Genomic DNA, 16795 nt, shown 5'->3' on the forward strand with positions numbered 1-16795 from the left:
TGCTACAGTCGAAAATTTTCTTTCAGCTCTAGCACTTCCTTATTTTCGTGCAACTCCCAAACTATCCAAGACTTCTGGATAGAGCTTGTACTCTGTTTCGTGGATGCGAGTTTCGAAAGTATCAAGGGTATCACCTTCAAGGCGTGGCACACGGACTTGTTTGATGACCTTACCTGTGTCCACACCAGAATCCACCCAGTGAATGGTCACACCAGACTGGGCCACGCCAGCATTCCAAGCATCTTCAATACCATGAGCCCCTGGAAATTCAGGGAGATAAGCCGGGTGAATATTGATAATACGGCCTTCATAAGCTGCTAGTAAGGTTGGGCCAACGATTTTCATATAACCCGCCAAACAAACCAAATCAATCTGGTGATCATCCAAGAGTTTGACGATAGCTTCTTCATAAGACGCTTTATTGTCAAATTCCTTGAGTTCAAAGGCATGGCTAGCCACACCAAGATTTTTGGCACGTTCCAAGACATAGGCATTACGGTGATCTGAAAAAACAAATTCTACTGGAAATTGTTCCGCAATCACCTGAAAGTTTGAGCCGTTGCCAGAGGCAAAAACAGCAATCTTTTTAGCCATTATTTAATCACCACACTTGCGCCATCTTTCTTCACAATACGACCGATTTCATAAACAGGTTCGTCAAGAAGTTCTTTGACACGTTCAACATTTTCTGGTTTAACCGCAAGCATGAGACCAATACCCATGTTGAAGATTTCAAACATTTCTTCATGTTTGATTTCACCATACTTTTCAAGGGCTTTGAAAATTGGAAGAACTGGCACTTTGCTTTCGTCAATTTCAGCAGCCAAGTCATCTGAGAACATACGTGGCACATTTTCGATGAAACCACCACCTGTGATGTGGGCAATACCATTCACCAATTCTTCTTTGATGAGTGGCAATGCCGCTTTGACGTAGATACGAGTTGGTTCAAGAAGAACGTCTTTTAGTTTTTTGCCTTCAAGTTCTGGGAGAACTTCTTCACCTGTGTAATCAGCAAAGACACGACGCACGAGTGAGTAACCATTTGAGTGGATACCGCTTGAGGCAAGTCCAAGAAGCACATCACCTTCAGCCACTTTTGAACCGTCAATAATTTGAGATTTTTCTGCGATACCTACCGCGAAACCTGCCAAATCATAGTCGTCTTCTCCATACATACCAGGCATTTCAGCAGTTTCACCACCAATGAGGGCAGCACCAGCTTGCACACAACCTTCAGCCACACCAGCAACGACCTGTTCCAATTTAGCTGGTTCATTTTTACCAGTTGCTACGTAGTCAAGGAAGTAAAGGGGCTCAGCACCTGCAGCGATGATATCGTTAACACACATAGCTACACAGTCTTGACCGATAGTATCGTGTTTATCGTACTTGATAGCAAGCATGAGTTTAGTACCGACACCATCTGTACCTGAAATCAAAACGGGCTCTTTGACACCTGTTTTTGAAAGGTCAAACATACCACCGAAGCCACCGAGAGCTCCCATGACACCTGCACGCTCTGTACGGGCAACGTGTTTTTTGATACGTTCAACAACTTCATAACCTGCTTCAACGTCCACACCAGACTGCGCGTAAGCATTTTTAGACATAATTTTTTCCTCTTTTTTCTTCTGCACTGCTCTTAATAGAAAGAAGTGTGTTCTTTCAAACTTTCCAAATAGCGTTCTTCGTAGTCATACAATGGTGTTGGATATTCACCATCAAAGTAAGCCACACAAAGGCCACCGTTCGGTGCATCTGTGTCAATTCCAATAGAATCAATCAAGCCATCAATAGACAAGTAAGTCAAGCTATCCGCACCAATGATTTCACGTGTTTCCTCAACTGTATGATTGGCCGCAATCAATTCCTTACGTGTTTGAATATCGATACCGTAGAAACATGGATAGGCAAGGGCTGGACTACCGATTGCTACGTGAACCTCTGTTGCTCCTGCTTCTTTTAGCAAATTAACGATACGACGTGAGGTCGTCCCACGTACAATAGAATCGTCAATCATAACCACACGTTTGCCTTTAACAACACCTGATACGGCAGAGAGCTTCATACGAACCCCTTGCTCACGTAATTCTTGTGTTGGTTGGATAAAGGTACGTTGAGTGTATTGGTTTTTAATCAAGCCCATTTCATTTGGCAAGCCTGATTCTTCTGCAAATCCCATGGCTGCGCTAAGTGATGAATTAGGCACACCAACTACAATATCCGCTTCATGTTTGAATTCACGTGCCAATTGAGCACCCATACGTTTACGAGCTGTATGGACATTGACCCCTTGGATATTTGAATCAGGACGGGCAAAGTAAATATACTCCATTGAGCAAACAGCCAATTGGGTGTCCGTTGTATAGTTATCGTAAGTAATGCCATTATCATCGATGATAACAACCTCACCTGGATTCACATCGCGAATCCACTCTGCTCCAACCACTTCAAAGGCACAGGTTTCAGATGAAACCACAATAGCTCCATTGGCCATCTTACCAATAGAAAGGGGACGGAAACCATTTGGATCCAAGGCTGCAATGAGCTTGTCCTCAAGCATGAGGAGGTAAGCAAATCCACCTTTAACAGTGTTCAAGGCTTCTTTCACCTTACCCATGAAGGATGGGTTATGGCTACGACGAATCAAGTGAGCCAAAATTTCTGAGTCAGAAGTCGAGTTAAAGATTGCACCATTTTTTTCCAACTCACGTCTAAGTGACTCTGCATTAGTCAAGTTCCCGTTGTGGGCAAGTCCAAACTGATTATCATAAAACTTAAACAAGAAAGGTTGAATATTGTCTACAGAAGCTTCACCAGCAGTCGCATAACGAACATGACCGATAGCAGCCGTTCCAGTTAGCTTATCCAAGTTGGCTGGATCACGGAAAACTTCTGAGAGAAGCCCCATATCACGATGACGCTTCAATTGACCCGCATCATTTGAGAGAATTCCTGCTCCCTCTTGACCACGGTGTTGGAGACTGTGAAGTCCGAAATAAGTTAATTTGGCAGCATCTGGGTGACCCCAGATACCAAAAACACCACATTCTTCATTAAGAGATTTAACTTCGTATGTCATTTTTTATACCTTTTATTTTTGATATTTTCCTTATGCAAGGCGAACGAAAAACTGTTTCTAGCCTCTCATTTCACTAATTGGAACTCAAGTTTTCAAGCTCTTTATAACCACTGCATATCGAAAAATATCATTACTGAGTGCACTTGGCACTCTATTATTTTCCAGTAAAGTATTTAACCGCTGACGCAAAGAGATGTTGATCTTTATTTCCTGGAATATTTTGGAAGAGACCGTCTTCAAAACGTTCTGAGTGACCCATCTTCCCAATAATTTGACCATTCTTACTTGTGATACCTTCGATCGCATTGACAGAACCATTTGGATTGTATTTTGAATCCATGCTTGGTTTACCTTCGAAGTCAACATATTGGGTAAAGATTTGACCATTGTCACGAAGCTCTGCAAATTCTTCAGCTGTCACGACAAACTTCCCTTCACCGTGTGATACTGGGATGGCATGGATGTCACCGACTTTCACGCCTGCAAGCCATGGTGAGTTCGTGTTGGCAATACGTGTTTCAACCATCTTAGCCACGTGTTGGTTGGCATCATTGTAGAAGAGGGTTGGGCTCGTGCTACTTGCATCTTCAAAGTTACCATATGGAAGAAGACCTGATTTGACAAGAGCTTGGAATCCGTTACAGATACCGATAATCAAACCACCACGTTCGATGAAGTGATCAATGGCTGCACGTACTTTTTCATTGAGCAAGATGTTCACGATAAATTTAGCTGATCCATCTGGTTCATCCGCTGCTGAGAAGCCACCTGCAAAGAAGATAATATTCGCTTTTTCGATGTTGTCAACCATGGTGTCAACAGACTTGACAATCGCTTCTTCATTCAGTGTGACAAATGGTACCAAGTTGACTGTTGCACCTTCTTTTTCAAAGGCCTTAGCTGAATCGTACTCCGAGTTGGTCCCTGGGAACACTGGGATGTAAACCACTGGTGTCTCAACTGTTTCTTTAGCTTTGATAACAGCATTTGTTGCTACAGCAGGTACTTCTTCCAACTCAGTTGCTTGTGCAAATTCCGTTGGGTAAACCTCTTCCAATTTACCTTGGAAGGCACTGTCAAGTTTGTGTCCATCAAGCGTTACACCATTGACAGTAAGTGTAAAGTCAGCTGCTGTTTGTCCGATCTTGGCAACACCTGCAATTTCTTCAGGCGATGTGAAGACGAATCCACCCAATTGGGCTGTCAAGCTGGTGTCAAGGTCAGCTAATTCAACGTTTGCACCAATATGGTTACCGAATGTTGCAAGTGCAAGAGCTTCAAGGACACCACCATATTTGACAGCTGATGCAGATGTGACTTTATGATTAGCTTGGATGGCTTCAAATTGAGCAAAGTTCGACTTGATGAGATCGAAGTCAATTTCTTGTGCCAAAGCTCGACCAGGGATGTAATAGATATTTTCACCAGCAGTTTTAAATTCTGGAGAAAGGACCTTACGGCTATCTGCTGTTGTGACACCAAAAGCAACCAAGGTTGGTGGTACTGTCAATTCTTCAAAGGTACCAGACATAGAGTCTTTACCACCGATAGATGGCAAACCAAGTTGAATCTGAGCTTCAATTGATCCAAGAAGAGCTGATACTGGTTGACCAAAACGCTCTGCTTGTTTATCCATACGCTCGAAGTATTCTTGATAAGAGAAGCGAGCCTTAGACCAGTTTGCACCAGCAGCAACCAAGCGAGCGGTTGCTTCGATGACCGCATAAGCCGCACCATGATATGGAGACCATTCTGCTACATAAGGGTTGAACCCTTGCGCCATGACAGAAGCAGTTGTTGTCACACCATGTTGGACTGGCAATTTCTGTACAGAAGCTTCAGTTGGTGTGATTTGGTAGCGACCACCAAGTGGGTGATTGACTGTTGAACGACCAACTGAGCTATCAAAGATAGTTTGCAACCCTTTTTGACTGGCATGGTTAAGGTCAGCCAAGACTTCAAGAGTATCAGCTTCAAGGGTTTCAGCAGATGTTTGACGTTCTTCTGGAAGCTTGACATCCTTGTCAACTACCTTAGCATCTACAACTACACGCACACCATTTGTATCAAGGAAACGACGTTCCAAATCAACGATGGTTTCGCCATTCCAGTGCATAACAAGATTTGGTTTTTCAGTCACTGTCGCAACGACAACAGCATCAATATTTTCTTTATTACATTCAGCAACGAAGGCGTCTACATCTTCTGGACGAACCACTACAGCCATACGTTCTTGAGACTCAGAAATGGCAATTTCTGTACCGTTCAAACCTTGATATTTCAATGGCACTTTGTCTAGATCAATTTCAAGACCATCTGCCAATTCACCGATAGCCACACAGACACCACCAGCACCAAAGTCATTTGATTTCTTGATCAGACGTGTCACTTCCCCATTACGGAAAAGACGTTGAATCTTACGTTCTTCGATGGCATTCCCTTTTTGAACCTCAGCACCAGCTGTTTCAACAGATTCAACCGTTTGAACTTTAGATGAACCTGTCGCACCACCGACACCATCACGTCCAGTCTTACCACCGAGCAAGATAATCACATCACCTGCTTCAGGTTTTTCACGGACAACATTTTCCTTAGGAGCCGCACCGACCACAGCACCTAGCTCCATACGCTTAGCAACGAAACCTGGGTGGAAGTATTCACGAACATAGGTTGTTGCAAGACCAATTTGGTTACCGTATGAAGAATAACCGTGAGCTGCTGTTTTAGAAATCACTTGTTGTGGCAATTTACCAGCACGAGTCTCGGCAATTGGTGTTGTAATATCACCAGCACCTGAGATACGCATGGCTTGGTAAACGTATGAACGACCTGACAATGGGTCACGAATGGCACCACCGATACAAGTAGCCGCACCACCAAATGGTTCGATTTCAGTTGGGTGGTTGTGAGTTTCGTTCTTGAACATGAGAAGCCATGGTTCTTTCACGCCATTGACATCCACTTCAATTTCAACTGAGCAGGCATTGATTTCATCAGACACTTCCATGTCATCCAAACGACCATTAGCACGCTCATAACGGCCAAAAATAGTCGCCATATCCATCAAGGTTTGAGGTTTTTCTGTACGTCCCAACTCATCACGCATGGCAATATACTTGTCATAAGTCGCTTGCAATTGTTTTTCAAATTTAGAAGCTGAGAAGTCGATGTTTTTCAACTCAGTCTCGAAAGTTGTGTGACGACAGTGGTCAGACCAGTAAGTATCCAAAACCTTAAGCTCAGTTTCAGTTGGCACACGTCCAATAGACTTGAAGTAATCTTGAATGAAGAGAAGGTCATCCACTTCCATTGCCAATCCTTGCTCTGCCTTATACTTAGCAAAATCTTCTGCCGTATAAGTTTCAAAGAAAGCCAAGCTTGGAATGGTCTTGTCAGACTCAGAGAAATCCTGTTTCGCAATGCCAACAGTGATATCTTTGAAACGAGAATCCACTGGGTTCAAGAGGTAGTTTTTAACAGCTTCCAACTCATTCGCATCAATATCCTTGTTAACCAAGTAAAGTTGCGCTGTATTCACCGTTACATCATTTGAACTACCAAGCAAAAGCAAAGCTTCTTGTGAAGATGCCGCACGTTGGTCAAATTGACCAGGCAAACTTTCGATAGCAAAGAAAGCATACTTATCAAGATCAACCTTAACCGCAGCCTCGTCCAAAACAGTATCAGTCACTTGCTCAGAGAAGATGTGTTTTTCCGTACGCGCAAACAAATCCTCTGCTAAATTAAAGACATCGTAAACTTGAACAATACGAAGATCATTCAAAGTTTTCAACTGAAGATTATGCTTTAATTCTTTTACTAAAGAGTGAGATTTCACACGAAAATCAGCTTTTTTCTCAACGAAAATACGTTTATCCATTTTATTTCCTTTATCTATTTCTACTTAAAGATTGTAGTGAAGACCAAGTATTCTATTTGTAAAAGGCTACTTCAATCCTTGCAATTTTTCCAATACAACTTCATAAACATCTGTCAAGCTACCAAGATCACGACGGAAGACATCCTTGTCCATATGGTGCCCTTCTGCATCCCAAAGGCGGCAGTTATCTGGTGAAAATTCATCTGCCAAGATAATTTTGCCATCCTTATCAAAACCGAATTCCAATTTGAAGTCAATCAAACGAAGACCAATTTGTGCAAACCAATCTTTCAGCAATTCATTGATACGACGCGTTTCTTCCTTGATATAAGCAATTTGTTCATCATTGGCAATATCCAAGAACTTCACATGCTCATCATTGATGAATGGATCATCCAAATCATCGTTCTTATAGTAAAATTCAACGATAGGAGTTTTCAAGTCCAAACCTTCTTCCACGCCAAAACGTTTAGAAAAAGAACCCGCAGTCACGTTACGAAGAACAACCTCCAAAGGAATGATTTTCACTTTCTTGTTGAGTTGTTCTGTGTCAGAAATACGTTCGATAAAGTGAGTAGCTACACCCGCAGCATTCAATTTTTCAAAAATAAGAGACGAAATCTGATTATTTAGCACACCCTTTCCCTTAATAGTCTCCTTACGAGCACCATTAAGCATAGTTGCTTGGTCCTTATAGACCGACTTAATCACATTTTCGTCTTCTGTACTATAAATATCTTTAGCTTTACCAGTATAAATTAGTTGGTTTGACATGGTATTGTTCGCCTTTCAAGTTTATTCTTCCTAATTATACCATACCAGAATCCAAAAACCAACATATAGCAAACTTTATTACTTTAGTAAAAAAACAACGTTCGTCTTTTGATTCTTTTTTAGAGTTTCCTAATAAAAAATGTATAGAAAAAAGGAGTGTGACAGAACTAAATCCATATAACATTTAGTTTCTTGCCTCACTCCCACAAAATAACAATCGTATAGTACACAACTATTATCTATCTCTAGCTTTCTTATTCTTTATTCAATTCCTCAGACAAATAGTTCAACAAATCAGCTACCTTAACCATATGGTCAATAGTATCATCGGAAATCTCAAGAGCAAACTCATCCTCCAAATTAATAATGAATTCCATAAGCTCTATTGAATCTACACCCAAGTCATCTAATTTGGTGGCTTCGGTTAAAACAATGTCCTCTTTACCCATCTGCTCTTGAATAACGAGCTGCATTTTCTGAAGAATTTCTACTCTACTCATCAGTTAGCCTCCTCTTTCGGACTAAAGGCTTCAACTAGCTGCTCAACAACCTTAGTATCAAGCATCGTACGAACCTGCTTAATGGTGTAGTAAACTGCCTTAGCATCACTAGATCCATGACATTTTACTACGGGAGCTTTAAGACCAAAGAGAACCGCACCTCCGGCGCTAGAGTAATCCATAGTCTCTTTCATACCTTTTAGACTATCCTTCAATAGGAAGGCACCTAACTTAGCTTTAAGACCACCATTCATGATAGCTGACTTAAGAGTCTTCATGGCACCAAGTCCCGTTCCTTCAATTGCCTTAAGAACTGCATTTCCTGTGAAACCATCAGCGACTACTACATCAGCAGCTCCTGACATAATTTCACGCGCCTCAACATTACCAACAAAGTTAATACTTGGCTCCTTAGATAGGAGTTCAAAAGCCTCCTTACGAAGACTATCCCCCTTTGTTTCCTCAGTCCCATTATTAAGGAGACCTACACGAGGGTTGGCAATGCCACGCACATTTTTAGCATAGAAAGAGCCTAAAATAGCATATTGATGCAAATGACTAGCTGTATTTTCCGCATTTGCACCTAAATCAAGCATATCAAAGGGTTGACCAGTAAAACTTGGCATTGTTGACATAAGACCTGGACGCTCAACTCCCTTAATACGTCCGACCACGAAGAGACCTGCGGCAAGAAGGGCACCTGTATTTCCCGCAGAAATCACGGCACCTGCTTTTTTCTCCTTAACAGCTTGTGCACCTAAGACCATTGAAGCTTTTTTCTTCTTGCGAATAGCTTTAGCTGGCTCATCATCCGAATTTATCTTTTCATCAGTATGCACAATGCTCACACGTTCATTCGCTGTCAAATAAGTCTTGATTTTAGCTTCATCACCATAAAGCTGGATTTCAATATCTTTGAAATCTGCTATAGCTTGGTTGACTCCCTCTACAATTGCTTGTGGCGCATTATCGCCACCCATAGCATCTACTGCAATTACATGCATAGCATTCTCCCTCTCGTCCTCTGCCATAAAAAACAAACTCAGATTTCTTTCAATAAAATATTAGGTAACTAAAATAGACTAGTTCACTGTTTCTAGCAGAGTCTTTCAGCTTATTATCTTATTATTATAGCACGAACTGACCTGCATTTTAACCCCTGAGACTGAAAACCATTACTTTCCTGTTTCACGTGAAACAAAAAGAAGATAATGTCTAGTCAGCACTATCTTCTTTATTCATAATATGGCCCCAAGAATTTAGATTATCAATAAACTTCTTACTTTTAAGATGTATTCCAACATAATTATCATAGAGGTCATCGATAAAATATCGTAGCTTTCGTTTCATGTCATCCTTAACAGATATGCTTCTCAATTCTTCAAAGGAAAGCCCCTGAAAACAATCTAAAAGATAAGGCACATTAGGGTCCAAGTGACTACGCCTTTCATCCTCTGCATAGTGATTTGGACAAAGTAGCCCCGAGAACTTAAACGAGAAATCAAAAGGAAGTCCTACACGATGACAAAAGACACACTCGTGAAAATTCAAGCGTACGCCGAAACGGTCTAAAACCTGAATCTCAAAGATATTAGTCAATATTTCATAATCCAAGCCTTCTTCCATTAATTCAAGCGTCTTCTCCAAGAATACAAATAATTGCGCATCTGTCACACCATCAGCAATAGTAGCATCTGTCAATGCAGCCAAATAAGTCGCATAAGACAGCTTGAAAATATCGCTTGTAATTTCCTTGAAGGATTGTGCCTGGCTATAATCTTCTATGAAAGATAGACCTTCATCATTTACAGTCATCATGAATTCAGCGATGGTCAAAGGTTGAATGACAGCACTTAATTTACCTGCCCCACCACCTCTAACAAAAAACATCCGTTTACCAGCTTGCTCGGTAAAAATTTTAACTAGTTTATCATTCTCACGATAATTACGATTGAAGAGGACAAGCCCTCTACTCTCAAGCTTCTGCATGTTCTTCCATAAACTCTTTCAAACGAGTCATAGCTGTTTCAATAGTATCCATGCTAGCCGCATACGACAAGCGAACAAAGCCTTCGCCATACTTCCCAAAAGCGACCCCTGGGATAATCGCAATAGCTTTTTCACGAGCAAAGTCTTGGCAGAACTTAAAGGAGTCTTGAGTATACCCTTCTGGAATCTTAGCAAAGATGTAGAAAGCACCATCAGGTTTAATAATTCTGAAACCAAGTTCAGTCATTTTTTCAAGAATATAATCGCGACGCTTCAAGTACTCAACTTTCATTGGTTGGGCATCATCCTTACCAGCAGATAAGGCTTCAATAGCTGCAAATTGTGCCATTGTTGCTGCAGCTGTTACCAAATATTGGTGACTCTTAATCAACTGAGCCGTCAAGACTGCAGGTGCGAAAATCAAACCAATACGCCACCCTGTCATCGCATGAGATTTAGACAAACCATTAATCAAAATCGTTTGTTCCGGTAAATACTCAGCAATAGATACATGGTGATCCACATAAGTTAGTTCAGAGTAAACTTCATCACTAACAACAAAAATATCGTATTTTTTCAGAACTTCAGCCAGATCTTTAATCTGTTGACGTGAGTAGGTCACACCGGTTGGGTTGGTTGGGTAGTTAAGCAAAACGGCTTTAAGCTTATCTCCCTGCTCCAAAATTGCCTTTTCTAACATCTCCGGAGTCAAAACAAAATCATTAGCTGTTGTATCAATTTCGACAATTTCAGCACCAACTAGATTTGCAATCGGCTCATATCCAGGATAGGCTGGTGCAGGTAAAAGAATCGTATCTCCTGGCTCCAAAATAGCAGTCAATGTTGCAGAAAGGGCTTCTGTAGCTCCAATAGTCACCAAAATTTCATTATCTGGGTTATAAGTAAGATTGTATTTTTCCTTAACAAACTCCGCAGCTGCCTGACGTAAGGCAGGAAGCCCTGCCATACCTGTATAGTGCGACTGGTTAGCATCGATAGCAGCTTTAGCAGCCTCTTTTACATGATCTGGAGTTGTAAAATCAGGTTCACCAAGTGTCAACTTTTTGATCCCTGGTACATCTGAAATTGATTGGTCAAACTGACGAATCATTGAAACTTCAATCTTATCTAAATTTTTATTAAAACGTTGTGTTAAATCCATCACGGTCACCTCTTTGCAATTATGCCTTACATTATATCAAAAACTCAAACGCATTTAAACACCAAAAAAGCTAGCCTAGGCTAGCTTTAGTCTATTTATGGCCCATTTCAAACAAAGGTGACAATGGACGTTTTTCATGAATACGAATAATTGCCTCTGAAATCAAATCAGCAATTGAAATTTGTTCAATTTTATCAATCAAACGTTCTTCTGGAAGATAAATCGTGTCCAATACGACAAGCTTCTCAATAGCAGATTTTTGAATATTATCAAGTGCTGGACCTGACAATACAGGATGAGTACATGAAGCATAAACATGAGTTGCACCAGCTTCAGCAAGCGCATCCGCCGCATGACAGATTGTACCCGCAGTATCAATCATATCATCAATCAAGATACATGTTTTACCTTCAACGTTACCAATAATATTCATAACCTCAGAAGTGTTCATTTTATCAACACTACGACGCTTATCAATGATTGCAATTGGTGTTTTCAAACATTGAGCAAGTTTTCGTGCACGAGTCACACCACCATGGTCTGGAGAAACAACAACAACATCATCCCCAGTAAGACCAGCACGATCAAAGTAATCTGCGATAAGTGGTGCACCCATCAAATGGTCTACAGGAATATCAAAGAATCCTTGAATTTGAGAAGCATGGAGGTCAACTGTCAAAAGTCGATCAACACCTGCAACCTCAAGCATATTAGCAACCAACTTAGATGTGATTGGTTCACGTGAACGTGCCTTACGGTCTTGACGTGCATAACCATAATAAGGCATAACAACACTGATTGTTTCTGCACTGGCACGTTTTAGTGCATCAACCATAATCAAGATTTCCATCAAGTTATCATTTACAGGGGAGCTTGTAGATTGAAGAATAAAAACGTGATGACCACGGATAGATTCTTCAATATTAACTTGAATCTCACCATCTGAAAATTCACGAACACTTGATTTTCCGAGTTCAATACCCATTTTATCAGCAACTTTTGCTGCTAATTCCTGGTTAGACGATAAAGCAAACAACTTCAAATTCGTATAAGACATGATTTCCTCCAAAATATCTACTAAACCATTCTACCTTTTTTTAGATTGATTTTCAATGCAAAATAAATGGTGTCACAGTAACTTAACAAGACTAAAAAGATTTAACCTTAACCTCGACATTTTCCCGTCTAAAAGCAGTTCCAGAAAGTAAAGACATTTTGCCATAAAATAAAAACGATTCGAGAAAATTCGAATCGCCTTTTTGTATTCATTATGGGTAAATATAGTATACAGAACCACCATGAGCTGATGATGTTGGATCAAATGTACCACGGTAGTTACCGATTGACATGTTACCAGCATAGTTTGATTCCATAACTTGAATTGAATTTGTACCTGATGCTGATGTTACGTAAGCTACGTGACCATAACCACCACCATCATTTGGCCAAACCGCAATTGCACCGGCTACAGGAGTCGTACCAACTGAGTGACCAGCTGCTTGTGCGCTAGCAATCCAGTTTTTAGCATTACCCCAGTAATTACCAACCCATGAAGCTAATGATTTAGCACCCCAAGTACATTGACCAACTGGATATGTATTAGGAGTTGATGCTGCTGATACTTTAGGTGTTTCAGCAGCAGGAGCTGGTGCTTCTGAAGCTACAGGTGCTTGACTTGCTGGTGCTTCAGATGTTGCTGCAGGTGCTTCGCTAGCAGGAGCTTCTGAAGCTGCTGGAGCAGCTGATTCTGGTTGTGCTTCAGATGTTACTGGGGCAGCAGGCTCTTGTTGTGCCTCTGACGCAGCTGATTCTGGCTGTGCTTCAGATGTTGCTGGAGCAGCAGGCTCTTGTGTTGCTTCTGAAGTTGCAACAGTTGGCTCTTGAGTAGTTTCTGAAGTTTCTGATGAAACCGGTTCTTGTGCTACTTCTGAGGCTGTCGCTGTTTCTGAAACAGTAGCTTCAGAAGGTTGAGCTACAGCTTCTGAAGTTGCTGCCGCCTCTGATTGAGCTACAAATGCTGCCGCTTCTGAAGATGCTACTGCTTGTGCTGCTGCCTCTGATTCTGCAATTGCTTGAGACTGAGCAACTGATGCTGCAGTTGAAGCTGCCACAGCTTCTGCAGTTGATTTAGCAGAAACAAGTGATGTTTTTTCATCTTGTGCTGTAGCCAATTCTGCAGCCAAAGTAACTTGTGCTGCTTCTAGTTCAGCTTGTTGAGTTGTCAAACCAGCTTCTGTTGTTTCAAGCTCAGCTTTATTAGTTGCAATTTCATTAATAGCAGCTTGGTTTTGTTCTTGCTTTGCAGCAAGCTCTTTTTGATCAGACTCTTGTTTTGTCAACATGTCATTATTAGCCGTAACAACTTTTGAAATAGCTGTGATACGAGTAATAGCTTCAGAGATTGACTTAGAGTTCAAGATAGAGTTGATGTAGCTAGTCGCAGTATTATTTTGTTGAGCACTACGAGCTTGTTTCGCCAAAGAATCTTGACGAGCTACAATTTTACTTGATAATTCTTGAATTTCAGATTCCAAATCTGCTGACACTTTTTCAAGTTCAGCATTTTTAGTTTCCAATTCTGATTTTTGTGTTCTAAGTGTAGATACTTGAGATTGGATTGTAGCAACTTGCGCTTGTGCAGTCTCTTGTTGAGAAGCAAGGTTACTAATTGCATTATCTGCAGCAGCGATTTGCGAATCATAATCCTCTGCATGTACTGATGCAGCTGCTGATAAGGTTACACCACTTACCAACACTGCTGAAAGAATACGTTTTTTCATAATATAAAATACTACTCCTTTTCGATAAGACCTTCTTATTGTAACAAAAAATGACGCAAACTTTGTTACGCCAATATTACAGTTCTATTTAAATCTATCAACTGACAGATATAAAAATAATTTTTCAAGAATAGGTTTAATAAAGATAAAGATCAAAAGATTAAATACTATACTAGGACTTAGTTGATAAATAATAAAATCAGTCACAGACTCATTGGTGAAACCATAAAATACGGCAAAGCCAAAATTTATGGTATCAAAAAGAAATAAGAATAAAAACATTAACAAAAAATCAACATAGGTATTCCTCTTAACAATTCGAGCTAGCTGAGTTAACAGATAGCATAATAGTGGCAGAGTTAGAATTACTATACCAACTGTTTTGAAATAATAGGTATCATAAAGAAATCCAAAACAAATAAGGTAAAGAAATGCATACTTATTTGGAAAATCAAGAGTTAAGATGAAAATATAAATAATAAAAAGATGAGATGATAGAAAAAATTCAGGGGATAAATAATGATTAAGTATCATAGAAATATGACCATCCCATAGAAAAGGGACAATACTCAGTAAGAAAGGAATAATAGAATACTTGGATAATTTCATATTATTTACCATCTCCAACTAAAGTAACATAAGAAATTTTATCAAAATCAGCATAAGGTTTTACCAAAATCGTACGATTTCCTTCATAATCAATAACAGAGTCTACAGTACCAATTGGAACATCCTTTACTGATACATCATCAAGACCACTTGTGACTACTTCAGTGCCGACCTTAACGTTAGAAGATGAATTAAGTTGTGTCATCTCTAATAGCTTCTTTTTATTATCATAACGTGATATAATCCCGAAAATCTGATTATCGTCCTCTGATTTAACACTAGATGCAAGGTAACTATCACTAGAACTACTAGAAAGTAAAGAAATAGTTGTTGTATCATCATAAACTTTAGTTACAAAGCCAATAACTCCACCATTAGAAGTTGCTAGCATAGATTTACTAACATTCTTAGACTTACCCACATTAATAGTTAACTCTTTTAACCAAGTCACAGAAGGTCTCATAGAAACTTCAGCAGTGAGAACATTATCACGACTTAGCTTGTCCGAAAGATTAAGCGATGCTCTTAAAGAATCATTCTCTTCTTGCAAGTTAGAAATAATAGCCGATTGATTCTCTAAATTTGATAAAGATTTTTTTAAATCACGATTCTCAGAATAAGTTGATAAAAGATCAGAAAGAACATTGTGAGATTTTGATAGTGCAGTAAATGGAACAGAAACCACAGAGTCTACTTTTGTAACTAAACCAGATACATTAAAAGAGATATCCTTCGTTAATTTTTTATTAGTAAAGACAAAAGAAAAAAGCATTACAAAAAATAGAATAATAATAAACCCATAAAGAAGAAATCGATAAAAACTATTTTTCATTTTGTCACCTCAAAAAAAAGAAAACGAATTATCTAAAAGATAATTCGTCATAATACTACGGAGAATGGGGGATTCGAACCCCCGCGCCAGTTACCCGACCTAACGATTTAGCAAACCGTCCTCTTCAGCCTCTTGAGTAATTCTCCAATATGGGCACGAGTGGAATCGAACCACCGACCTCACGCTTATCAGGCGTGCGCTCTAACCATCTGAGCTACGCGCCCAAGCTAATGCTTGGTTATTTGTTTCCAAATAAAGCGGGTGACGAGAATCGAACTCGCGACAACAGCTTGGAAGGCTGTAGTTTTACCACTAAACTACACCCGCTTAACAAAATGGCGCGAGACGGAATCGAACCGCCGACACATGGAGCTTCAATCCATTGCTCTACCAACTGAGCTACCGAGCCAAATTGCGGGAGCAGGATTTGAACCTACGACCTTCGGGTTATGAGCCCGACGAGCTACCTAGCTGCTCCATCCCGCGTTAGTTATAAGGAGGATGTGGGATTCGAACCCACGCACGCTTTTACACGCCTGACGGTTTTCAAGACCGTTCCCTTCAGCCGGACTTGGGTAATCCTCCAAATATTATAATTAATATATGGACCTTGTAGGACTCGAACCTACGACCGCTCGGTTATGAGCCGAGTGCTCTAACCAGTTGAGCTAAAGGTCCAAGAAATCCATATATATAGCGGCGAAGGGGATCGAACCCCCGACCTCCCGGGTATGAACCGGACGCTCTAGCCAGCTGAGCTACACCGCCATAAATCGGGAAGACAGGATTCGAACCTGCGACCCCTTGGTCCCAAACCAAGTGCTCTACCAAGCTGAGCTACTTCCCGATAAAATGCACCCTAGAGGAGTCGAACCTCTAACCGCCTGATTCGTAGTCAGGTACTCTATCCAGTTGAGCTAAGGGTGCTCATTATTATATTATGCCGAGGACCGGGATCGAACCGGTACGAAAGTTTCCTTTCGCAGGATTTTAAGTCCTGTGCGTCTGCCAGTTCCGCCACCCCGGCTCCTCAAGCGAACGACGGGATTCGAACCCGCGACCCCCACCTTGGCAAGGTGATGTTCTACCACTGAACTACGTTCGCATTTTATGCCGGCTACATGACTTGAACACGCGACCCTCTGATTACAAATCAGATGCTCTACCAACTGAGCTAAGCCGGC

The 16795-nt window shown here is 40.7% G+C and carries 13 protein-coding genes and 13 tRNA genes; all 26 read right to left on the reverse strand.

All coding sequences use genetic code 11. The annotated features are described in order from the left end of the window. Positions 1–39: 39 nt before the first annotated feature. Positions 40–594 carry a phosphoribosylglycinamide formyltransferase gene (gene purN / locus H7U01_RS09250; protein WP_073951183.1) on the reverse strand — a complete coding sequence of 185 codons (555 nt, stop codon included), beginning with the start codon at positions 592–594 and terminating at the stop codon, positions 40–42. Beyond that, the gene (gene purM / locus H7U01_RS09255) at positions 594–1616 is read right to left on the reverse strand and encodes a phosphoribosylformylglycinamidine cyclo-ligase (protein WP_290438589.1); all 1023 of its coding nucleotides are present in this window, start codon (positions 1614–1616) and stop codon (positions 594–596) included. Before purM ends, purN begins: the two co-directional genes overlap by 1 nt. Positions 1617–1645: 29 nt before the next feature. After that, a complete protein-coding gene (gene purF, locus H7U01_RS09260; protein WP_073951187.1) occupies positions 1646–3085 on the reverse strand; it encodes an amidophosphoribosyltransferase in 1440 nt (479 codons plus the stop codon). A 154-nt stretch (positions 3086–3239) separates the two neighbouring features. Continuing rightward, entirely contained in the window at positions 3240–6965 is a 3726-nt protein-coding gene (locus H7U01_RS09265) for a phosphoribosylformylglycinamidine synthase (RefSeq protein WP_201041493.1), read from the reverse strand. A gap of 66 nt (positions 6966–7031) precedes the next feature. After that, positions 7032–7739, reverse strand: coding sequence for a phosphoribosylaminoimidazolesuccinocarboxamide synthase (purC, locus tag H7U01_RS09270; protein WP_037599463.1), 708 nt, complete (start codon positions 7737–7739; stop codon positions 7032–7034). Between the two features lie 254 nt (positions 7740–7993). Further along, complete coding sequence (locus H7U01_RS09275) at positions 7994–8239, reverse strand: phosphopantetheine-binding protein (RefSeq protein WP_064525006.1); 246 nt, start codon at positions 8237–8239, stop codon at positions 7994–7996. After that, the gene (plsX, locus tag H7U01_RS09280; RefSeq protein ID WP_013989885.1) at positions 8239–9243 is read right to left on the reverse strand and encodes a phosphate acyltransferase PlsX; all 1005 of its coding nucleotides are present in this window, start codon (positions 9241–9243) and stop codon (positions 8239–8241) included. The genes H7U01_RS09275 and plsX overlap by 1 nt, the downstream gene beginning before the upstream one ends. A 211-nt stretch (positions 9244–9454) precedes the next feature. Beyond that, the gene (recO, locus tag H7U01_RS09285; protein ID WP_064525009.1) at positions 9455–10228 is read right to left on the reverse strand and encodes a DNA repair protein RecO; all 774 of its coding nucleotides are present in this window, start codon (positions 10226–10228) and stop codon (positions 9455–9457) included. After that, complete coding sequence (locus H7U01_RS09290; protein ID WP_049545078.1) at positions 10215–11390, reverse strand: pyridoxal phosphate-dependent aminotransferase; 1176 nt, start codon at positions 11388–11390, stop codon at positions 10215–10217. The genes recO and H7U01_RS09290 overlap by 14 nt, the downstream gene beginning before the upstream one ends. Positions 11391–11481: 91 nt before the next feature. Then, the gene (locus tag H7U01_RS09295) at positions 11482–12447 is read right to left on the reverse strand and encodes a ribose-phosphate diphosphokinase (protein WP_002886286.1); all 966 of its coding nucleotides are present in this window, start codon (positions 12445–12447) and stop codon (positions 11482–11484) included. Positions 12448–12658: 211 nt separating this feature from the next. Continuing rightward, complete coding sequence (locus tag H7U01_RS09300) at positions 12659–14170, reverse strand: CHAP domain-containing protein (protein ID WP_201041494.1); 1512 nt, start codon at positions 14168–14170, stop codon at positions 12659–12661. 84 nt (positions 14171–14254) lie between these two features. Continuing rightward, complete coding sequence (mreD, locus tag H7U01_RS09305) at positions 14255–14779, reverse strand: rod shape-determining protein MreD (RefSeq protein ID WP_064525015.1); 525 nt, start codon at positions 14777–14779, stop codon at positions 14255–14257. 1 nt (position 14780) lies between these two features. Further along, a complete protein-coding gene (gene mreC / locus H7U01_RS09310) occupies positions 14781–15611 on the reverse strand; it encodes a rod shape-determining protein MreC (protein WP_049545166.1) in 831 nt (276 codons plus the stop codon). A 58-nt stretch (positions 15612–15669) separates the two neighbouring features. Further along, positions 15670–15757: transfer RNA gene (locus tag H7U01_RS09315), tRNA-Ser, on the reverse strand. A gap of 4 nt (positions 15758–15761) precedes the next feature. Continuing rightward, positions 15762–15835 (reverse strand) — tRNA-Ile (locus tag H7U01_RS09320). A gap of 32 nt (positions 15836–15867) precedes the next feature. Beyond that, positions 15868–15938 (reverse strand) — tRNA-Gly (locus H7U01_RS09325). A gap of 9 nt (positions 15939–15947) precedes the next feature. Next, positions 15948–16020 (reverse strand) — tRNA-Phe (locus H7U01_RS09330). A gap of 3 nt (positions 16021–16023) precedes the next feature. Beyond that, positions 16024–16097: transfer RNA gene (locus tag H7U01_RS09335), tRNA-Met, on the reverse strand. A gap of 9 nt (positions 16098–16106) precedes the next feature. After that, positions 16107–16196 (reverse strand) — tRNA-Ser (locus H7U01_RS09340). A 19-nt stretch (positions 16197–16215) separates the two neighbouring features. Further along, a tRNA-Ile gene (locus H7U01_RS09345) sits at positions 16216–16289 on the reverse strand. A gap of 16 nt (positions 16290–16305) precedes the next feature. After that, positions 16306–16379 (reverse strand) — tRNA-Met (locus H7U01_RS09350). 5 nt (positions 16380–16384) lie between these two features. Next, positions 16385–16458: transfer RNA gene (locus H7U01_RS09355), tRNA-Pro, on the reverse strand. A gap of 6 nt (positions 16459–16464) precedes the next feature. Beyond that, a tRNA-Arg gene (locus tag H7U01_RS09360) sits at positions 16465–16538 on the reverse strand. Between the two features lie 14 nt (positions 16539–16552). Beyond that, positions 16553–16638, reverse strand: a tRNA-Leu gene (locus tag H7U01_RS09365). Between the two features lie 6 nt (positions 16639–16644). Further along, positions 16645–16716: transfer RNA gene (locus tag H7U01_RS09370), tRNA-Gly, on the reverse strand. A 6-nt stretch (positions 16717–16722) separates the two neighbouring features. Then, positions 16723–16795: transfer RNA gene (locus H7U01_RS09375), tRNA-Thr, on the reverse strand.

This window comes from Streptococcus sp. 21.1 (assembly GCF_016648635.1).
Lineage (GTDB): Bacteria > Bacillota > Bacilli > Lactobacillales > Streptococcaceae > Streptococcus.